Raw genomic sequence first — 19,071 nt, 5'->3', positions numbered from 1 at the left:
AAGTGGACCGGCTATCGAGATAGCTGGGGACCACGGAGTTGAACGGTGTCCTCGGCGGCGGGCTCAGCCGACGCAAAGGCGATCTGCTCGGCCAGGGTGCCGCTGGCCTTTTCGGAATGGTCGGTGATGAGCGCTTCGGCCAGGGCCGCGTTGCCCTGTGCGATGGCTTTCGCGATCGCCTCGTGTTCGTCCCACACGGGCGCGCGCAGGTGCTCGAGTTGCAGCGCCAGGCCCATGGCGCGGCGGATGTGGTGCCAGTGCAGCAGCGCGCTCTGTTCGATCAGCGGGTTGCCGGCGGCGCGGTAGATGGCGGTGTGGAAGGCGAGGTCGCAGTCGATCAGCGTCTTGACGTCGCCCTCGCGTTCGGCGGCGCGGCCGGCCGCGAGCACGGTCGGGTCGATGCGCACGCGCCGCTGAGCGGCCAGGCGCACAGCCAGCCGGTCCAGCGCCACGCGCACCTGGTAGACCTGGGCGATCCACTGGCCGTCCAGCGGGGCCACCTGCAGGCCGCGCACGCGTTCGCCATTGTTCTGCGGCGCGTCCTGCACGAAGCCGTCCTTGCGCAGCAGGCGCAGCGCCTGCATCACCGGCTGGCGCGACACCGCGAACCGCTCGGCCAGCTCTTCCTGGCGGATGCGCTGGCCCGGTCGCAGCGAGCCCGAGCTGATGGCATCGAGCAGCGCCCGATAGACCTGGTCGGCCAGGTCGGGCGTGGTTTCGAGGCGGAGCAACTGGGCGGTCATGCCGGGGTGCGAATTCTGTATACGGAATTCGCGCAGCATACCCCAGATACCCCTTGGCGCAGGTGGTCTCAAGGGGAAACCCCAGGGGCCTCTCGATGACACAATCGCCCGCCATGGACCTGAGCTTCAACCAAGACCCCGCCTGGCTCGACCGCGAGTACAACAACCGCGCCCTGGTGCCCGATCACCCGGCGTACTTCGAGCGCTGGGCCGAGGCCTCGAAGCAGGCCCGCGAGCGGGGCGGAGCGCTGGTCGACGTGCGCTACGGGCACGGGCCGCTGGAGCAGCTCGACATCTTCCCGGCCCAGGGTGCGGCGGGTGCCGCGCCGGTGCTGTTCTTCATCCACGGGGGCTACTGGCGCGCGCTCGACAAGGCCGACCACTCCTTCCTGGCGCCGCTGTTCCAGCAACTGGGCGTGTGCGTGGTGGTGGCCAACTACGCGCTGGCCCCGGCCATCACCATCCCCGGCATCACGCTGCAGATGGTGCAGGCCCTGGCCTGGACGCACCGCCACATCGCCGCGCACGGTGGCGACCCGAGCCGCATCACCGTGGCGGGCCATTCGGCGGGCGGGCACCTGGCGGCCATGATGCTGGCCTGCCGCTGGCCCGAGGTGGGCGCCGACCTGCCGGCCTCGCTGGTGCGCAACGCGCTGTCGATCTCCGGGGTGTTCGATCTGGAGCCGGTGCGCCTGGCACCCTTCGTGCAGCCCTCGCTGAAGCTCACGCCCGATCAGGTGCGCAAGGCCAGCCCGGCGCGGCTGCCCTCACCGGGCCTGCGCCAGGGGCGTGGCGCGCTGGTGGCCGTGGCCGGTGGCGACGAGAGCGGCGAGTTCCGCCGCCAGAACCGCCTGATCCGCGAGGCCTGGGGGGCCGAGGTGGTGCCGGTGTGCGAAGACCTGCCCGGCCTCAACCATTTCAGCGTGCTCGACGCGCTGGTGACGCCCGGGCACCGCCTGCACACGCTCGCACGCGGTCTGCTCGGCGTGTGATGTGAGGCGCCTGTCGGCGCCTCACATCAACAGGTGTTCGCCGGCGTTGTCCCCGCCCAGGATCACGTAGTTCACCTTGCGGATGTCCAGCAGCTTCGTGCCGCCGGCGTAGCTGATGGAGCTCTGCACGTCCTGCTCCATCTCGGTCAGCGTGTTCGCCAGCGGGCCCTTGATGGGCTCCAGGATGCGCTTGCCTTCCACGTGCTTGTACTCGCCCTTGTTGAAGTCGCTGGCCGAGCCGTAGTACTCCTTGTAGAGCACGCCGTTCTCTTCCACCGTCTGGCCGGGCGATTCCTCGTGGCCCGCGAACAGCGAGCCGATCATCACCATGCTGGCGCCGAAGCGCACGCTCTTGGCAATGTCGCCGTGGCAGCGGATGCCCCCGTCCGCGATGATGGGCTTGGTGGCCACGCGCGCGCACCACTTGAGCGCGCTGAGTTGCCAGCCGCCGGTGCCGAAGCCGGTCTTGAGCTTGGTGATGCAGACCTTGCCCGGCCCCACGCCCACCTTGGTGGCGTCGGCGCCCCAGTTCTCCAGGTCGATCACCGCCTCGGGCGTGGCCACGTTGCCCGCGATCACGAAGGCCTTGGGCAGCTTGTCCTTGAGGTAGCCGATCATGTTCTTCACGCTGTCGGCGTGGCCGTGCGCGATGTCGATGGTGATGTACTCCGGGCTCAGGCCCTCGGCCACCAGCGTGTCCACGGTCGCGTAGTCGGGCGCCTTCACGCCCAGCGAGATGGACGCGAAGCAGCCCTTGGCGTGCATGTCGCGCACGAACTGCACGTTGTCCAGGTCGAAGCGGTGCATGACGTAGAAGTAGCCGTTCTGCGCCAGCCAGGTGCAGATGGTTTCGTCCACCACCGTCTTCATGTTGGCGGGCACCACGGGCAGGCGAAAGCGCCGCCCGCCGAGTTCCACACCCGCGTCGCATTCCGAGCGGCTTTCCACGCGGCACTTGCGTGGCAGCAGCAGGATGTTGTCGTAGTCGAAGATCTCCATGAACCAGGCTCCTGAGGGCTGTTGTTGAACAGATGAGCGCTTGGCCTGGCCGGTTCCCTTTGCCGCGCGTGGGGCAAAAAGAAAACCGGGCGCAAGAATCTTGGGCCCGGTGCGCGATTCTAGACCGATGGTCCGGTGACCGATGCTTATGGCGTCCATATGCCCCCACGTATGGTGCGGTCGGTGCGCGGGCGCTTCCTACAATCCCGTGATGCCCCTGGACACCCCCCCGAATGCCTCGCCGCTGGTCGCCGGCCTCAACCCCGAGCAGGCCGCCGCCGTCACCCTGCCCGCCGAACACGCGCTCATCCTCGCGGGCGCCGGCTCGGGCAAGACGCGCGTGCTCACCACGCGCATCGCCTGGCTGCTGCAGACCGGGCAGGTGGGCCCGGGCGGCGTGCTGGCCGTGACCTTCACCAACAAGGCCGCCAAGGAAATGGTCACGCGCCTGTCGGCCCTGCTGCCCGTCAACGTGCGCGGCATGTGGATCGGCACTTTCCACGGCCTGTGCAACCGCCTGCTTCGTGCCCACCACCAGCTCGCGGGCCTGCCCGCCACCTTCCAGATCCTGGACACGCAGGACCAGCTCTCGGCCATCAAGCGCCTGTGCAAGCAGTTCAACGTGGACGACGAGCGCTTTCCGCCCAAGCAGTTGCAGTACTTCATCAGCGGCTGCAAGGAGGATGGCATGCGAGCGCGCGACGTGCCCGCGCGCGACGAGGACACGCGCAAGAAGGTCGAGCTGTACGCGCTGTACGAGGAGCAGTGCCAGCGCGAGGGCGTGGTCGATTTCGGGGAGCTGATGCTGCGCAGCTACGAGCTGCTGCGCGACCAGGACGCCATCCGCGCGCACTACCAGCGGCGCTTTCGCCACATCCTGATCGACGAGTTCCAGGACACCAACAAGCTGCAGTACGCCTGGATCAAGCTGTTCTCGCCGCCGCCGATGGAGGGCCTGGACGTGCAGGGCAACGCGGTGTTCGCCGTGGGCGACGACGACCAGAGCATCTACGCCTTTCGCGGCGCGCGCGTGGGCAACATGGCCGACTTCGTGCGCGAGTACCGCGTGCCCCAGAAGAACCAGATCAAGCTGGAGCAAAACTACCGAAGCGTCAGCAACATCCTCGACGCGGCGAACCACCTCATCGGCCACAACCAGCGCCGCCTGGGCAAGAACCTGCGCACCGAGGCCGGCGCGGGCGAGCTGGTGCGCATCAACGAATCGGTGAGCGACTTTGCCGAGGCGCAGTGGATCGTGGACGAGATCAAGGCGCTGGTGCGCGAGGAAGTGCCAAGGTCGGAGATCGCCATCCTCTACCGCAGCAACGCGCAGAGCCGCGTGGTGGAAACCGCGCTGTTCAACGCCGGCCTGCCCTACCGCGTGTACGGCGGCCTGCGCTTTTTCGAGCGCGCCGAGGTCAAGCACGCCCTGGCCTACCTGCGCCTGATCGAGAACCCGCGCGACGACACCAGCTTCCTGCGCGTGCTCAACTTTCCGCCGCGCGGCATCGGCGCGCGCAGCGTGGAGCAGTTGCAGGACGTGGCCCGCGCGGCTGGCTGCTCGCTGCACGACGCGGTGAGTGCGGTCACCGGCCGCGCGGGCACGGCCATCGCCGGCTTCGTGGCCAAGGTCGACGTGATGCGCGAGCGCAGCGAGGGCAGCAACCTCAAGGACATCGTCGAGCTGGTGCTGGAGCACAGCGGCCTGGTGGAACACTTCCGCCAGGAACGCGAGGGCCAGGAGCGTGTGGAAAACCTGGAGGAATTGGTCAACGCGGCCGAGAGCTTCGTGATGCAGGAAGGCTTCGGCCGCGAGGCGGTGGCGCTCACGCAGAGTCCGGCGAGCCAGGGGCTGGACCTGAACGCACCGGTGCTCGACCAGCCGCTGGCGCCCGACGCCGACACCGGCGAGACCCTGAGCCCGCTGGCGGCCTTTCTCTCGCACGCCGCGCTCGAATCGGGCGACAACCAGGCCCAGGCCGGTCAGGACGCGGTGCAGCTCATGACCGTGCATGCGGCCAAGGGCCTGGAGTTCGACTGCGTGTTCATCGGTGGTCTGGAGGAAGGTCTGTTCCCCCACGAGAACGCCATGAGCGACCGCGACGGCCTGGAAGAAGAGCGTCGCCTGATGTACGTGGCCATCACGCGCGCCCGCAAGCGCCTGTACCTGAGCCATTCGCAGACGCGGCTGTTGCACGGCCAGACGCGCTACAACCTCAAGAGCCGCTTCTTCGACGAGTTGCCCGAGCACTGCCTGAAGTGGCTCACGCCGCCGCAGGCCTCGGGCTGGGGCGGCATGGGCAGCGCCGGCTGGGGCGGGCACCGTGCGATGGGTGCGCCAGTGCCACAGCCCGCGTGGTCGCCGGCATGGAAGGCCACCAGCGCACCGCCGCCCGAGCCCGACCGCGGCACGCCCATCAAGAGCGGCATGGCGGTGTTCCACAACAAGTTCGGCGAGGGCAAGGTGCTGGCTGTGGAGGGCGCGGGCGATGACGCGCGCGCGCAGGTGAGCTTCCCGCGCCACGGCACCAAGTGGCTGGCGCTCAGCGTGGCCAAGCTCACGCCGATCGAATAAGCGTCGATGGACTCGGTAGACAAGGCACTGCCGAGTTGGCTGAGCGCATGCGCGGGCCGCTTCGCTCAGGTCGCGGACGCGCATCGCGTGCCGCTCGAGTGGCACGGCCGGCGCATCGGCTCGGTGCACCCCGCGCTGTGGCCGGACGTGGCGCCGCACTGGACAAACAGCGACGATGCCGTCGCCACCCTGCAGGCGCTGGCGCGGCACCTGCGCGGCATCGGCCGCACGGGCCCCTGGCGCGACGAGGCGGTGTCGGTGCGCGACGCCGAGGGCCTGGTGGTGGGCGCGATCGAACGCGGCGTGGTGCGCGTGCTCGGCATCGCCACCGAGGCCGTGCACCTGGTCGGGCTGGCGCCCGATGGCCGCGTCTGGTTGCAGCAGCGCGCGTTCGACAAGGCCAACGACCCGGGCCGCTGGGACACGCTGATGGGCGGCATGGTGGCGCACGGCGAATCGCTGGACGACACGCTGGCGCGCGAGACCTGGGAAGAGGCGGGGCTGCGCATCGCCGACCTGCGGGACCTTCGCTGGGGCCGGGCCTTCCGCATGGGCAAGCCCACCGAGGACGCCGGTGGCCTGGGGCAACTGGTCGAAACCATCCACTGGTGCGTGGCCACGCTGCCGGATGGTGTGGTGCCCGACAACCAGGACGGCGAAGTCGCCGGCTTCGAGTGCGTGGAGCGCGACGAGGCCGCGCGCCGCGTGCTGGCCGGTACCTGCACCGACGAAGCGGCCTGGGTGCTGGCGCTCGCGCTCGGCTGGCCGGTGCCCTGATCAGCCCCGGTCACCAGCCCGCGAACACGTCCTCGGCAATGCCGAACGAGGTGCTGGCGCCGGTGCCGCTGGTCACCAGCACCAGGCGCAGGTGGTCGGCGGGCGCGTGGATCAGCGCGTCGCTGGTGTGGCCCGTGGGGTAGACGCCCGTCCAGCGCTCCAGCACCTCGCAGTGGTCCAGGCCCACCACTTCGTGCAGGTGGCGCAGGATGCGATCGTCCACGGCCTCGCTGGCGAAGGGCTCGGGCGTGGCGTGTGGGTGGTGCGAGTCGCCCACCACCAGCGTGCCATCGGCGCTCTGCACGGCGATCAGGTGGATGCCGTCGTCCAGGCTCTGGCCGCACTCGGCGCGCAGTTGTTCGAGCAGCGGGGCCGAGCTCGCGAGGTCGGCGTAGCCGTGGTAGCGCACCAGGCTCAGGTCGCTCATCACCGCCGCGCCGAGCGTGAAGCCCGCGTGCGGGCGCACGCGCAGCATCTGCAGGCGCGTCAGGCGCAGTTCGTGATCGGGCAGCAGACGCCGCGCCACGCCGTTGAGTTCGGTGCCGGGGCAGACGACGATGCGTTCGGCCGTCCATTCACCGGTGGCACCGTGCACCGTGTGGCCCTCGATGCCCAGCACCTCCTGGCCCCAGGTGAATTGCACGCCCTGCGCCTGCAGCCAGCGCGCGATGGCGGGGATGGCCTCGCGCGATTCGACGCGCAGCTCGTGCGGGCTGTACAGCGCGCCGGCGGCACCGGCGGCCTTGAGGGCGGGCATGCGCGCGCCCCAGGCGGTGCCGCGGTGCAGCTCGCAGGCCGCGCCCATGTCGGTGCCCGCGAACTCGGCCAGCACGTCGAGCGCGCGCGGGCGCTGAGCCACCACCCACAGGCCGCTGTGCACGACGGGAATGCCCGCTTGCGGCGCCAGCTCGGCCCACAGGTCGCGCGAGCGGCGCGCGCGCCGCCAGGTGTCGCCGGCACGCTGCCCCGTGACGGTCACGAAGCCGAAGTTGCGGATGGAGGCGCCCACGCAGCGGTGGTCGCGCTCGATCACCGCCACGCGCAGGCCGCGGCGATGTCCCATCCAGGCGTGGGCCAGGCCGGCAATGCCGCTGCCCACGACGATCAGGTCGAAAGACGAGTTGCTCAAATCAGGTCTCGGGTGTGACTTCGAACCGTCATGGTCCTTGCACACAATGAAAGCCCGGTGACAGTCACATCGCACATGATCCCTTCCTTCGACGACCTCTGGGCCCTGCTGGGCGCGCGCGGCCACGAGCGCTACACGGGCGAATCCGTCACGCACCTGGAGCACGCGCTGCAGACCGCCGACCTCGCGCGCCGCGGCGGTGCGGGCGACGCGCTGGTCATTGCCGCACTGCTGCACGACGTGGGCCACCTGATCCACGGCATGGCCGGCACGCTCAGCGCCGAGGGCATCGACGACCGCCACGAGGCGATCGCGGCCGGCGCGCTGGAGCGCCTGTTCGGCGCCGCCGTGAGCGGCCCGGTCGGCCTGCACGTGATGGCCAAGCGGCGCCTGTGCGCCGACCCGCGCTACCTGCGCGCGCTGTCGGACGATTCACGCCGCAGCCTGGTGCTGCAGGGTGGCCCGCTGGACGCCGCGGGCTGCGAGGCCTACGACGCGCTCGCCCATGCGCAGGACGCTCTGCGCCTGCGCCGCTGGGACGACGCGGCCAAGCGCCCGGCGCGCGAGGTGCCGCCTTTGCAGAGCTACCGCGCGATGGCCGAGGCCCTGCTGCGCTGAACCGCGCGCGACAAGAAAAAGGCCCTCCGGCTCACGCCGAAGGGCCCGCAGGGTGCGATGGCGAGCGGCTTCAGGTGCCGATCACCCCGCCATCGTTCTTCGTGATCACGACCGTGGCCGAGCGCGGGCGCTGGCCAGCGCCATACCCCGCGCTGCTCGGCCAGCGGCTCTCGTACTTCGCCGGGTCGCCGACGTCGGCCATCTTCGTGTTCTCGCCCGCGTGCTGGATGTTCACGAAGATCGCGCGGCCGTCCGGCGTCTCGGTGATGCCCGTGATCTCGGCGCCCTTGGGGCCGACGAGGAAGCGGCGCAGCGTGGCCGGCGTCTGCGGCTTGCCGACGTGCGTGGTCACGTCCTTGTTGCCGGACTTCACCGTGCGCGCGCCGCCGTCGCCCACCTGGCCGGGCAGGGCGGCCAGCAGCATGCAGTTGGTCTTGTCGGTGTAGGCGCCGTCGTCGGTCTCGATCCAGCAGATGCCGGTGGCCGGGCTGAACACCAGGCCGTCGGGCGAGGACAGGTCGTTCTGATCGCTCAGGTTGGAGAGGTTGATGTTGGCCTTGTCCGCGTCGGCTTCGGACGCGAAGAGGTAGATGTCCCAGCGGAACGTCGCTTCGGCGGGCGTGGCCTCGGCCAGGCGCACGATGTGGCCGTGCACGTTGCCTTTCTGCTCCTTGCTGCCCTTCATGTCGCTGTAGGTGCGCGGGTTGGCGGCGTCCACGGTGGCCTCGGTGCGTGCGCTGTTGTTGGTCAGCGTGATGTAGACCTCGCCGTTCTTCGGGTTCACGCCGGTCCACTCGGGGCGGTCCATCTTGGTGGCGCCCGCCGCGTCGGCGGCCAGGCGGGTGAACACGCAGACGTCGGCCTGGGTCTTGAAGTCGAAGCCCTTGAAGCCGCTGATGGCGGGGTTCTTGGGCGAGAGCTCCAGCCACTCGCCGCTGCCGTCGGCGTTGAAGCGCGCCACGTACAGCGCGCCGGCGTCCAGGTATTTGTCGCCCGCGGCCAGGCGGTTGCGCGGGTTCGCGTCGGCCGGGTCCCACTTCTCGGCGGAGACGAACTTGTAGATGTACTCACCGCGCGCGTCGCAGCCCATGTAGGCCACCACAGGCTGGCCGGCCACGGGTTTGGCGAAGCTCACGTTCTCGTGCGCGAAACGGCCCAGCGCGGTGCGCTTGGTCAGCAGGGTGTTGGGGTTGTAGGGGTCGAGCTCGACCACGTAGCCGAAGGTGTGGAACTCGTTGCGGTAGTCCTCGCGTGCGCTCGCACCGGTGGCGCCGGTGTTCCAGCGCTGGAAGCGGTCGTCGCTGCCGCCCGATTCCCAGCCGTGGCGGCTGGCCGCGCCCGCGTTGCGGCCGTAGCGCTTGAAGGCGGCGGTGATCTTCGGGTCGTTGCGGCGCGCGTCGTCCTGCGCGTCGCGGAAGAAGTAGCCGTACCAGTTCTCTTCGCCAGACACCAGCGTGCCCCAGGGCGTCTTGCCGGTGCCGCAGTTGTTGACCGTGCCGCGGCCCTTGGTGCCGTTGGGGCTGTACTTGGTGGCCAGGTGCGCGCTGCCGGCGGCGGGGCCGGTGAAGATCGCCTCGCTCAGGGTGGTGATGCGGCGGTTGTACGGCGAGGCGGGCTGCGTGGCCCAGCGGCGTCCGTCGCGGCGCACCTCCACCACGGAGATGCCATGGATCATCAGCTCCTTGTCGATCTCGGCCGCCGGGCGCGGCAGCGTGGCCGTGCCGCCGTTGGCGTGGATGAAGAAGGAGGACAGCTTTTCGTCGGTGGTGGCCTCGTGGTTCATGGCCAGCAGGCCGCGCGAAGTGAAGCTGCCCGAGGGCTGGTTCTGCGCGTCCAGGCCGAACCATTCGATGCCGTCGTGGTGGTCGCCTGCGCGGCGGCCCCACTGCTCGTCGCTGCCGTCGTTGCGAAAGGCGGGCACGTCGGCGCCCAGTGGGTCACCACCGGCGTAGAGCACCTGCGCGGTGTAGCCGGGCGGCACGGTCACGGTGTCGGCGGTGGTGCGGGCCACGGGCGTGAAGCCGAGCTGGGTGGCCGCGCCGGGGGCGCCGCCCGACGAGGCCGGTGTGGCGCAGCCCGCGAGCGCGGCGCTGCCCACCACAGCCGCGCCAGCGCCGCCACGCAGCAGGTGGCGTCGGCTCAGGCGGGTGGCGAGCACGCTGTCGAAGTGGGGGTTGTCGCTGCGGTTGGAGTCTTCGTCGTTGAAGACCTCGCCGGGTCGGCGGGTGTTCTGTTCGCTCATGCCTGTCCTCGTGGGGTGTTGTGTGGCACCCCGAATCGTTCACACGCGGCGTGACGATCGCGTGACAGTCATGTGGCGAAGTCAGGCTTGTCGCGCATGCATGGGCCTAGAACAAGTCCTTGTCGAAACGCGGAATCGCATCGGCCATGGCGTCGAGCCGCTGCGCACGCGTGATCACCGCGTGCGCGATCGCGATCACGGTGTCTCGCTCGGCGTCGGTGTAGATCGGGTCCTGTGTCGCCACCATGGCTTCCTTCTGCGCCAGCCGACACAGTTGCCGGAGTTCCCGAGCGAAGAAGCGCCGGTCGATCCCGCACCGTTCGCAGTGGTCCGCCAACGCGAACGGCGCCACGTCCAGGAAGTGGAAGGCGTCGCCAAAGGCCATCGCGAACTCGTGGTCGATCTGGCCACCATCGAAGTGCAGCACGCTGACGAGGTCGTACAGCGGACATGGGCTCAGGCCCGCCGGCCCGACATGGAACGACAGGTTCTTGCCATGGGCGTCGCTGTTGCCCAGCAGCAGCGTGAGGATGGACCAGAAGCCCATGTGCCGCAGGCCGGTTGCCGGGTGTTCGAGCCGGGGGCGCAAGGCATGCAGGCGAGCGAAGCTGGCGCCATCCCGGATGTGGGCGACGTCCCTGCCACTGCCGATGTTGCGTTCGTATTTCATGGCCACCGGCAGGTCCAGCGCCTGGCAACCGTCGATGACGTGCCGGCGTTGCACGCGTGGCAGCGCGCTGTCGGCCACGCCGGCCGAGCCAGCCACTGCCAGCCCGGGCAGTTCAGCGCGATCGAAACGGCGCACGCACAGCACCGGATCGGGCACACGAAGAATGTCCACATCGGCCACCAAGGCCTGGCGATAGGCGAGCTGCCCCAGGCGGGCGGCCAGGCGCATGCAGTAGTGCTCATTGGCCACCATGTGCTTCAGGTAGGGCCTCAGCGGTTCTGGCTTGAGGATGTGTGTGGATGACAGCGAGCCATCCACCAGGAACAGGCGCTCGCCGACCTTCTGCACCAGCAGCTTGTCCTGCTGGCCCGCCACCGACAGGCGCACCTTGCCGTCCCAGACGGTGAAGGGCATTTGGTCGCGGCGAGTGATGCGGTCCTGCAGTTCCTCCCTGGTGATCTCGCGCGCACGGGGCGGGATGTCCCCGGGCGTCTGCCCCGGCGACAGGAAGCTGAGGGCGCCGGTGGTCTCGCGGCCCAGGTGGCGGATCAGGCCGAAGACATTGCCCTTGGAGATGGCTTCCACGCGCGACAGGTCGTCGAGCGCATCGCCCTCGGGCAGCAGGTTTTCCAGGAAGCGGCGAATGGCGGCCGACGCCGGTGGGGTCTGCAGGGGCAGACCGGGTGCCAGGGGAAAGCCGAGCCCGGAGTCCACCCAGTCGTGCCGGTAGTTCAGGCTGAAGCTGCCTTCCAGGGGGTTCTGGACGAGTTCACCAACGGGTGTGTCGCCTGCGAAAACATGCAGGGTGTAGTCGGCCTTGCGATAGACGGCCGCTTCACCCGTGATCGTCGCCATGGCGGGCCTCCGTCGGGTTCGCCGTGGTTTCCTGTTGCACCACGCGCAGCGCTTGCGACGCTTGGGCGTGCGGCATCACCAGCATGGTCAGGCCCATGGTGTCGAGCAGTTTGAACAGCTTGTCGGTCGTCACCGGCTTGCCGTTTTCGAGCCGCGAGACGAGGTCGCTGGACACGCCCGCGAGCTGGGCGGCGTCGTCGATCCGGAAGCCTCCGTGGGCGCGTGCGTTGCGCACGATGAGGCCCAGCGCGGAAACTCCCCCGGCCAGGGGGGACACATCGGGGTCAACGGGGGGGAGTTTTCTTGCCATAGTTCCGTCAAACCGAAATTAATCAAGCGCCAGGGACTGGGCCATGGATTTCTTCGGCAATACCGGAATTATTCAGAAAAAGACCGAATGACGCAATATAGTTCCGCTATTGCGTAATTATGGCGCCCGACTCAGGCCTGTGCGCGCAGCAGCAGCGGCCGGCCCATGCGGATGGGCTCCCCCGGCACCGCGCCCGCCGCCAGCGCGAAGCCCGGGGGCGCCAGCACGATGACCGTGGAGCCGTGCTCGAAGTGGCCCATTTCCTGTCCGCGCGCGTAGGCCGCGTCGCAGGGCAGTTCGTCCGGCCCGCGGTAGCGCGTGTTCAGCGCCTGGGGCAGCGCGCGCAGGCGCAGGCTGGCCACCAGAATGGCCGCCACCGGCACCAGCACCAACGGCGTGCCGTCGGCCAGCCGCGTGAACAGCGCGGCGCGTTCGTTGCGGCAGAACAGGCGCTCCACGCGCTTGAGCGCGATGGGGTTCACGTTCCAGGTGTCGCCGCTGAAGTGCGTCACGTGCTCCAGGCGCAGCGCCTCGGGCGCGTGGAAGCGGTGGTACATGGCCGAGGTCAGGCGCAGCGTCACGAACTGGCCGCCGCGCAGCGTGTCGATGGCGGCCTGGCTGCGCGGCGAATCACCGAGCAGATCGGTGAGCGCGTACGGGAAGCCCTTGGCCTGGAACACCTGGGCCTGCGCGTCCTCGCCGATGCGCCCGCTCGCGCCGACGATGGCGTCGCAGGGGCTCACCAGCACGGCGGGGTTGGGGTCGATGGGCCGCGCGCCTTCGCGCAGTTCGCGCGTGAAGCAGTCGTGCAGGCTGTCGAAGCGCTGTTGCTTCGCATCGCTCAGGTCGAGGTCGGTGAAGGCCTTCCACACGGCCATGGAGGCGTCGCGCACCAGCGGTTGGCGGATGCCGCTGAACCAGCCCATGAAGCGCGTGAGCGCCAGGCGCGGCACGCGGTTGGTGAGCAGGAAGTTCAGGTCCTCGCTGAGCGCCAGGCGGCGCAACTGGCGTTGCACGAAGCCGTGATCGTTCTGTCGCAATGTTTTCATCGTTGGGTCATCCGGGGGCCATACAAGTGCGGGAACACCACGACGCCCCGAACGCCATGTCCCTTCTGCCTTACGCCTTGCCCGCCGGTTCCCTGCTGCTGGCCCTGCCTTACCTCAGGCAGCGTCTGGCCTTGTCGCGCGCCAAACACCGCTCGCTCGCGGGCCACTCGCGCATGGCCAAGCGCCTGGCGGGCTGGCTGCCGGGCTACGCCTTCGACGAGTCGAGCTTTTTCCAGGCCGACGGCGCCGACGGCGCGCTCGCCGCGCAGCGCCGCGCCGCTTTCGAGACGTTGTGCGCCGGCTACGCCGAGCGCTATGCGAAGTCCCTCGCACTGACCGCCGAGGCGCGCGAAGGCCTGGCCGATCTGCAGCTCACCGGCGCCTACCGCGTGCCCTTTCCCTTTAGCCCCTACCTGCGTGAGCGCCTGAAGGTCGGCGCCTTCGTGCGATCGGCCGGTGGCGTGGAGGTGGAAGACCTCGACGGCAACCGCTTCCTCGATCTCACCGGCTCCTACGGCGTCAACGTCTTCGGCGTGGACTTCTACAAGGCCTGCATGGAAGAGGGTGCGGCCATCGGCCTGGAACTCGGCCCCGTGCTCGGCGCCTACCACCCGGTGGTGGCCAGCAACATCGCGCGCCTGAAGACCATCTCTGGTCAGGACCAGGTGTCCTTCCACATGAGCGGCACCGAAGCCGTGATGCAGGCTGTGCGCCTGGCGCGTTACCACACGAGAAAGAAGAACCTGGTGCGCTTCTGCGGCGCGTACCACGGCTGGTGGGAGGACGTGCAGCCCGGCCCCGGCAACCCCATGCCCCCGCGCGAGACCTACACGCTCAAGGACATGGACGACAGGAGCCTGCAGGTGCTGCGCACGCGCCGCGACATCGCCTGCGTGCTCATCAACCCCTTGCAGGCCCTGCACCCCAACCGCAACGCGCCGGGCGACTCCACCCTCATGAACGGCCTGCGCAGCGCCGGCTACGACCGCGCGGCGTACACGCAGTGGCTCAAGCGCTTGCGCGAGGTCTGCACCGAGCGCGGCATCGTGCTGATCTTCGACGAGGTCTTCCTGGGATTCCGCCTGGCGCCCGGTGGCGCGCAGGCGTACTTCGGCGTGAAGGCCGACATGGTGACCTATGGCAAGTCGGTGGCCGGTGGCTACCCGGTGGGCGTGGTGTGTGGCCGCGCCGATCTGATGAAGCGCTTTCGTGCCGACCGACCCGCGGACCTGTGTTTCGCGCGCGGCACGTTCAACTCGCACCCGCACGTGATGGGCGGCATGCACGCCTTCTTCCAGCGCCTGGACACGCCCGAGGTGCAGGCGATGTACGCCGGCAGCGACGAGCGCTGGAATGCGCGCTGCGAGCGCTTCAACGCGGCGATGGCCGAGGCGGGCCTGCCGGTGCGAGCGGCCAATCTGCACAGTGTGTGGACACTGGGTTACACACAGCCGGGGCGTTATCACTGGATGTACCAGTACTACCTGCGCTGGCATGGCCTGGCCTTGAGCTGGGTGGGCACGGGGCGTTTCATCTTCGCGTTGAACTTCGACGACGCGGCGTTCGATGAGGTGGTGCAACGCTGCGTGGCGGCTGGCAAGGACATGCAGGCTGCCGGCTGGTGGACGCTGCCTGAGGGCGTGGATGCCAAGGCCATTGGCAAGCAACTGCGCAAAGAGACCTTGTCGGCGTTTTTCGGGAAGCACTGAGTCTTTCTCCGTGGGGGCCGGTCGTCGGCGCTCGGGTGTCCGGCTCCGCGACTGTCCCCCGGAACGGAGCGCTGGCGCGCTCCGTTCCTCCTCCTTTATGTCGCTACGCCGGACACCCGAGCGCCGACGACCTCGTTGGCACTCGGTCTGTTGGTGCGCCACCGCTCCTTTTGCTCGCGGACGCTGGGTGCACTGCGTAGCGAAATAAAGGAGGAGGACGGCGCAGCCGTCCGGGGGACATTCGCGGAGCAGTGCACCCAGCGGCCGCGAGCTTCGCGAGGTGTTCGAGCGAAACGCATCGAACACCAAAAACCTATGTCAGCGATGCCCCACCCCAGGGTCGATGAGCTGACCGCGCAGCAGGAACAGCGGCGCCTTGTGGTACAGCTTGATGTCGTGGAACGGGTCGGTCAGGATCTTCGTTGCCCACACCAGCCCCGTCTGAATGTCCTGCAGGAAGAACAGGTGAATGGTGCGGAACAGCAGCCCGCCAATCCCCAGCCCCAGCCACAGCGTGCCCACGTGGCGGATGTACCCCCAGTTGTCGTGGTGTGGCTCGAACAGCCCCATCACCGCGGGGTCGATCCACACCAGCACCGGCGCCAGCGCCCACAGACTCATCAACACCACCTTGCGGCGCAGGTTGTAGCCAACCTTGATCTCTTCCTTGTACTCGTGCGTCGCCTGGTTCACGTGGTCGTAGCCCTTCGGCTCGAAGAAGAAGTGGCCGGCCTGGCGCGAGGTCATCGACACCAGCCACGCGATCAGCGCCGAGATGATCGGATCGAACCACAGCATCACGTACGCGATCACGAAACTGATCGCGCTGATCAGGTGCAACGTCTGGTTGATGCGGCTGTGGTGGTAGTAGCGGTGGTCGTCCCAGCGCTGGATCTCCAGGGTCTTGAAAAAGTCGTTCAAGGCAGACGCTCCATCGTCGAAGTGAAGGGAATCGGGCAGAAAACCCGCGCATGGTCGGACGGGTCTGTGAAATCACGGTGACAACAGCGCGCCGTCACCGGCGTGGCACGGGCTTGTCACCGCGTCGTCGCCCTGTCATGAAACTGCCGCGAAGCGGCATGAGCATGCGCCCATGAGCAGCGCGAACGCCGAACCCATACTGGTCGAGGAATTCCCGGCGGCAAGGCCGTCGCTTCGGCTGTCCGTGGTGACGGAAACCTGGCCACCGGAGATCAATGGCGTCGCGCTCACGCTCTCGCGGCTCGTGCAGGGCTTGTGCGCGCGCAACCATCAGGTGCAGTTGATCCGCCCACGCCAGGCGCGCGAAGAGGCGGCTCGCCATGACCTGGGCTTCCAGGAACTCCTGATGCGCGGCATGCCGATTCCGCGCTACCCCGACCTCAAGCTCGGTCTGCCGAGCAAGGGAGCGCTGGTGCGCGCCTGGACGCTGCACCGACCCGATCTCGTGCACATCGCGACCGAAGGTCCGCTGGGCTGGTCGGCCTTGCAGGCCGCGCGGCGCCTGCGCCTGCCCGTCACCTCCGACTTTCGCACCAACTTCCACGCCTACAGCCAGCACTACGGCGTGGGCTGGCTCAAGACGCCCATCGTGGCCTACCTGCGCAAGTTCCACAACCTCACGCGCTGCACCATGGTGCCTACGCAAGGCCTGCGGGCGGAACTTCAAGCCATCGGGTTCCAGAACGTGCAGGTCGTCGCGCGCGGCGTGGACACGCAGCTCTTCAGCCCGGCGCGCCGCGACGAGGCCTTGCGCCAGTCGTGGGGCGCCGGCCCGGATGACCTCGTGATGGTGGCGGTGGGGCGCCTGGCGGCCGAGAAGAACCTGGAGGTGGTCATCCAGGCCTACGAAGCGATGCGCGGTGCACGCGAGGACGTGCGCCTGGTCTTCGTGGGAGACGGCCCGCAGCGCGCCGCGCTGCAACAGCGATGTCCGGCCGCGCACTTCGCCGGCATGCGCCGCGGCGAAGACCTGGCCGCGCACTATGCCAGCGCCGATCTGTTCGTCTTTCCGAGCCTGACGGAGACCTTCGGCAACGTCACCATCGAAGCGCTGGCCAGCGGCCTGCCGGTCCTTGCGTTCGACACCGCTGCGGCGGGTGATTGGGTGAGCCCGGGACACAACGGCTGGCTCCTGCCCGTGGACGACGCGCGGGGCCTGGCGCAACAGGCGCTCGTGCTGGCCCGCGACCCTGCCCAGGTGCGGGCCGCGGCGGCCCACGCGCGCGCACAGGTCGCGCAGCTCGACTGGCAACAGATCGCGCGCCAGGTGGAAGACATCTTTCTGCGCACCGCCGGCTGGTCGAGCCCTCCGCCGGCCGCATCGCCGCAGCCGTCGCTCGCTGTCTGAACCGCGGTGATGGGCCGGGCCTGACATCGTCGCGTCACATCGGGTTCACGGATCGGTCACCTTGCGTGAATAGCCTTGCAGGCTCCCACGCAACCTCCCTGAAATCTTCCGATGAAACACGAGATCGACAGCGAAAACCTGCCCACCAATACCAGCCCCAACGAACACTTCCAGACGGTCGTGAACCGCGCGGTGAGCCGGCGCGGCTTTCTGCTCAAGACGGGTGTCGGCGCGGCGGCCGTGGGCTTCCTCTCGGCCGGCCTCACCGGCTGCGGCGGCGGTGGCGATGGTGGCGAGCCGGCCACTCCCGGCACGCCTGCGCCCACCCCGCCCGGCGAGCTGCTGGGCTTCACCCCCATTCCCACCGACACGGCCGATCGCGTCACCGTGGCACCGGGCTACACCGCCAGCGTGCTGGCCCCCTGGGGCACGCCGCTGTTCACCACTGGCCCGGGTTCGAACTGGGTGGGTGACGGCAGCGAAGACGCCGCCGCGCAGGCACGCCAGATGGGCGACAACCACGATGGCATCCACTACTTCGCCATCGCCGGCAAGAGCGACGAAGGCCTGCTGGTGATGAACCACGAATACACCAACGTGCAGTACCTGTTCACCAACGGCATGGTCGACAGCCTGGACGACGCCAACAAGGACCTCAACGCGCACGGCGTGTCGGTGGTGCACATCAAGCGCAGCGGTGGCGCCTGGAACATCGTGCGCGACTCGCTGCTCAACCGGCGCATCACGGGCAGCACGCTCATGCAGCTGACCGGCCCCGCGGCGGGTGACGCCCTGCTGCAGACCTCGGCCGACCCGACCGGCACGGCGGTGTTCGGCACGCTCAACAACTGCGGCAACGGCTGGACGCCCTGGGGCACCTACCTCACCTGCGAAGAGAACTTCAACCAGTATTTCGGCACCACCGACACCGCCAACCCCGGCCAGGTGCGCGACGCCAACATGGTTCGCTACGGCCTTGCCAGCGGCACCACCGCGCGCCGCTACGAGACCTACCACGACCGCTTCGACTGGCAAAAGGAACCCAACGAATCCAACCGCTTCGGCTGGATCGTCGAGATCGATCCCTTCGATGCTTCCTCCACCCCGAAGAAGCGCACCGCCCTGGGCCGCATCAAGCACGAGAACGCGGCCTACGCCATCGCCGCCGATGGCCGTGTGGTGATCTACATGGGTGACGACCAGGCCAACGACTACATCTACAAGTTCGTGACCACCGGCCACTACATCGCCGGCGATACGGTGAACAACCGCAACCTGCTGGACAGTGGCACCTTGTACGTGGCGCGCTTCAACGACGGCGCCGCCACGGGCGACATGATGGGCACCGGCGAATGGCTGCCCATGACCACGGCCAACCCCGCGCTGGCGGGCTTCGCTTCCCTGGCGGACATCCTGGTGCACACCCGCCAGGCCGCCGACGCCCTGGGCGCGACGCCGATGGACCGCCCCGAGTGGGTGACGGTGCATCCGCAGACCAACGAGGTCTATGTGACGCTGACGAACAACTCGGGACGCGCGGCCACCGACGACGCCAACCCCCGCCCGGCCAACATCTACGGTCAGATCGTGCGCTGGCGGGAGGCCGGCGGCGATGCCGCGGCGCTCACCTTCGAGTGGGACATCTTCGTGCTCGCCGGCAACCCCACCATCGCCCAGGCCAACCCGCTGGACAGGGGCACGTCCAACGTGAACGTGGACAACACCTTCAACAGCCCCGACGGGCTGGGCTTCGACAGTGCGGGCCGCCTCTGGATCCAGACCGATGGCAACTACAGCAACGCGGGCCGGTACGCCAACCAGGGCAACAACCAGATGCTGTGCGCCAACCCGGTGACCCGGGAGATCCGCCGCTTCTTCGTCGGTCCGGTGGAATGCGAGGTGACCGGCCTGACGTTCACACCGGATCACAAGACCCTGTTCATCAACATCCAGCACCCGGGTGAAGGCGGCAACAGCCACTGGCCTGAAGGCGGCAGCGCGCTGCCGCGCTCGGCCACCATCGTCATCACCAAGGACGATGGCGGTGTGATCGGTACCTGATGGGCCGCGCGGA

General features: G+C 68.8%; 15 protein-coding genes. 7 read left to right on the top strand and 8 right to left on the bottom strand.

The window, feature by feature from the left end:
- Positions 1-11: 11 nt before the first annotated feature.
- On the bottom strand, positions 12-743 hold the full coding sequence (locus BN948_RS06880) for a GntR family transcriptional regulator (protein WP_035620958.1): 732 nt from the start codon (positions 741-743) through the stop codon (positions 12-14).
- A 95-nt stretch (positions 744-838) separates the two neighbouring features.
- Between BN948_RS06880 and BN948_RS06875 the strand changes: the two genes are divergently transcribed.
- Positions 839-1,735, top strand: coding sequence for an alpha/beta hydrolase (locus tag BN948_RS06875; protein WP_009517187.1), 897 nt, complete (start codon positions 839-841; stop codon positions 1,733-1,735).
- Positions 1,736-1,756: 21 nt separating this feature from the next.
- Here BN948_RS06875 and BN948_RS06870 read toward each other — a convergent pair whose 3' ends face one another.
- A complete protein-coding gene (locus BN948_RS06870) occupies positions 1,757-2,734 on the bottom strand; it encodes a GMP reductase (protein WP_009517188.1) in 978 nt (325 codons plus the stop codon).
- A gap of 211 nt (positions 2,735-2,945) precedes the next feature.
- Here BN948_RS06870 and BN948_RS06865 point away from each other — a divergent pair, with 211 nt between their 5' ends.
- Together BN948_RS06865 and BN948_RS06860 are read left to right on the top strand one after the other, a co-directional pair.
- On the top strand, positions 2,946-5,309 hold the full coding sequence (locus BN948_RS06865) for a UvrD-helicase domain-containing protein (RefSeq protein WP_009517189.1): 2,364 nt from the start codon (positions 2,946-2,948) through the stop codon (positions 5,307-5,309).
- A 6-nt stretch (positions 5,310-5,315) separates the two neighbouring features.
- The gene (locus BN948_RS06860) at positions 5,316-6,086 is read left to right on the top strand and encodes an NUDIX domain-containing protein (protein WP_009517190.1); all 771 of its coding nucleotides are present in this window, start codon (positions 5,316-5,318) and stop codon (positions 6,084-6,086) included.
- 10 nt (positions 6,087-6,096) lie between these two features.
- Here BN948_RS06860 and BN948_RS06855 read toward each other — a convergent pair whose 3' ends face one another.
- Positions 6,097-7,215, bottom strand: coding sequence for a TIGR03364 family FAD-dependent oxidoreductase (locus BN948_RS06855; RefSeq protein WP_009517191.1), 1,119 nt, complete (start codon positions 7,213-7,215; stop codon positions 6,097-6,099).
- Positions 7,216-7,272: 57 nt separating this feature from the next.
- Between BN948_RS06855 and BN948_RS06850 the strand changes: the two genes are divergently transcribed.
- Entirely contained in the window at positions 7,273-7,833 is a 561-nt protein-coding gene (locus tag BN948_RS06850; protein WP_238327226.1) for an HD domain-containing protein, read from the top strand.
- 70 nt (positions 7,834-7,903) lie between these two features.
- Here BN948_RS06850 and BN948_RS06845 read toward each other — a convergent pair whose 3' ends face one another.
- The 4 genes from BN948_RS06845 to asd form a co-directional block, all read right to left on the bottom strand.
- Positions 7,904-10,075 carry a PhoX family protein gene (locus tag BN948_RS06845; RefSeq protein WP_009517193.1) on the bottom strand — a complete coding sequence of 724 codons (2,172 nt, stop codon included), beginning with the start codon at positions 10,073-10,075 and terminating at the stop codon, positions 7,904-7,906.
- A gap of 106 nt (positions 10,076-10,181) precedes the next feature.
- Positions 10,182-11,600 (bottom strand): HipA domain-containing protein, encoded by a 1,419-nt coding sequence (locus BN948_RS06840; protein WP_009517194.1) that lies wholly within the window; start codon positions 11,598-11,600, stop codon positions 10,182-10,184.
- Entirely contained in the window at positions 11,581-11,877 is a 297-nt protein-coding gene (locus tag BN948_RS06835; protein WP_236953918.1) for a helix-turn-helix domain-containing protein, read from the bottom strand. The genes BN948_RS06840 and BN948_RS06835 overlap by 20 nt, the downstream gene beginning before the upstream one ends.
- A gap of 164 nt (positions 11,878-12,041) precedes the next feature.
- Positions 12,042-12,959: an archaetidylserine decarboxylase gene (gene asd, locus BN948_RS06830; protein WP_009517196.1), complete on the bottom strand. Its 918-nt coding sequence runs from the start codon at positions 12,957-12,959 to the stop codon at positions 12,042-12,044.
- A gap of 56 nt (positions 12,960-13,015) precedes the next feature.
- Between asd and BN948_RS06825 the strand changes: the two genes are divergently transcribed.
- On the top strand, positions 13,016-14,668 hold the full coding sequence (locus BN948_RS06825) for an aminotransferase class III-fold pyridoxal phosphate-dependent enzyme (protein ID WP_009517197.1): 1,653 nt from the start codon (positions 13,016-13,018) through the stop codon (positions 14,666-14,668).
- 318 nt (positions 14,669-14,986) lie between these two features.
- Here the strand turns inward: BN948_RS06825 and BN948_RS06820 are convergent, their stop codons facing one another.
- Positions 14,987-15,589: a hypothetical protein gene (locus tag BN948_RS06820; protein WP_009517198.1), complete on the bottom strand. Its 603-nt coding sequence runs from the start codon at positions 15,587-15,589 to the stop codon at positions 14,987-14,989.
- A 172-nt stretch (positions 15,590-15,761) separates the two neighbouring features.
- On the opposite strand from BN948_RS06820, the gene BN948_RS06815 reads away from it, so the two are divergent.
- Both BN948_RS06815 and BN948_RS06810 read left to right on the top strand, forming a co-directional pair.
- Positions 15,762-16,997 (top strand): glycosyltransferase family 4 protein, encoded by a 1,236-nt coding sequence (locus tag BN948_RS06815; RefSeq protein ID WP_009517199.1) that lies wholly within the window; start codon positions 15,762-15,764, stop codon positions 16,995-16,997.
- 111 nt (positions 16,998-17,108) lie between these two features.
- Positions 17,109-19,058: a PhoX family protein gene (locus BN948_RS06810; protein WP_009517200.1), complete on the top strand. Its 1,950-nt coding sequence runs from the start codon at positions 17,109-17,111 to the stop codon at positions 19,056-19,058.
- The last annotated feature ends 13 nt before the right edge of the window (positions 19,059-19,071 follow it).

The sequence above is a fragment of the Hydrogenophaga intermedia genome (genome assembly GCF_000723405.1).
In the GTDB taxonomy this organism is placed as follows: domain Bacteria; phylum Pseudomonadota; class Gammaproteobacteria; order Burkholderiales; family Burkholderiaceae_C; genus Hydrogenophaga; species Hydrogenophaga intermedia.
Note: the sequence above shows the minus strand (reverse complement) of the source record. Positions and strands in the feature narration are given on the sequence as shown.

Coding starts and splice junctions, on each gene's coding strand:
- BN948_RS06840 (WP_009517194.1), bottom strand. CDS start 11,600: ATGGCGACGATCACGGGTGAAGCGGCCGTCTATCGCAAGGCCGACTAC.
- BN948_RS06865 (WP_009517189.1), top strand. CDS start 2,946: ATGCCCCTGGACACCCCCCCGAATGCCTCGCCGCTGGTCGCCGGCCTC.
- BN948_RS06825 (WP_009517197.1), top strand. CDS start 13,016: ATGTCCCTTCTGCCTTACGCCTTGCCCGCCGGTTCCCTGCTGCTGGCC.
- asd (WP_009517196.1), bottom strand. CDS start 12,959: ATGAAAACATTGCGACAGAACGATCACGGCTTCGTGCAACGCCAGTTG.
- BN948_RS06860 (WP_009517190.1), top strand. CDS start 5,316: ATGGACTCGGTAGACAAGGCACTGCCGAGTTGGCTGAGCGCATGCGCG.
- BN948_RS06875 (WP_009517187.1), top strand. CDS start 839: ATGACACAATCGCCCGCCATGGACCTGAGCTTCAACCAAGACCCCGCC.
- BN948_RS06845 (WP_009517193.1), bottom strand. CDS start 10,075: ATGAGCGAACAGAACACCCGCCGACCCGGCGAGGTCTTCAACGACGAA.
- BN948_RS06880 (WP_035620958.1), bottom strand. CDS start 743: ATGACCGCCCAGTTGCTCCGCCTCGAAACCACGCCCGACCTGGCCGAC.
- BN948_RS06815 (WP_009517199.1), top strand. CDS start 15,762: ATGAGCAGCGCGAACGCCGAACCCATACTGGTCGAGGAATTCCCGGCG.
- BN948_RS06870 (WP_009517188.1), bottom strand. CDS start 2,734: ATGGAGATCTTCGACTACGACAACATCCTGCTGCTGCCACGCAAGTGC.
- BN948_RS06810 (WP_009517200.1), top strand. CDS start 17,109: ATGAAACACGAGATCGACAGCGAAAACCTGCCCACCAATACCAGCCCC.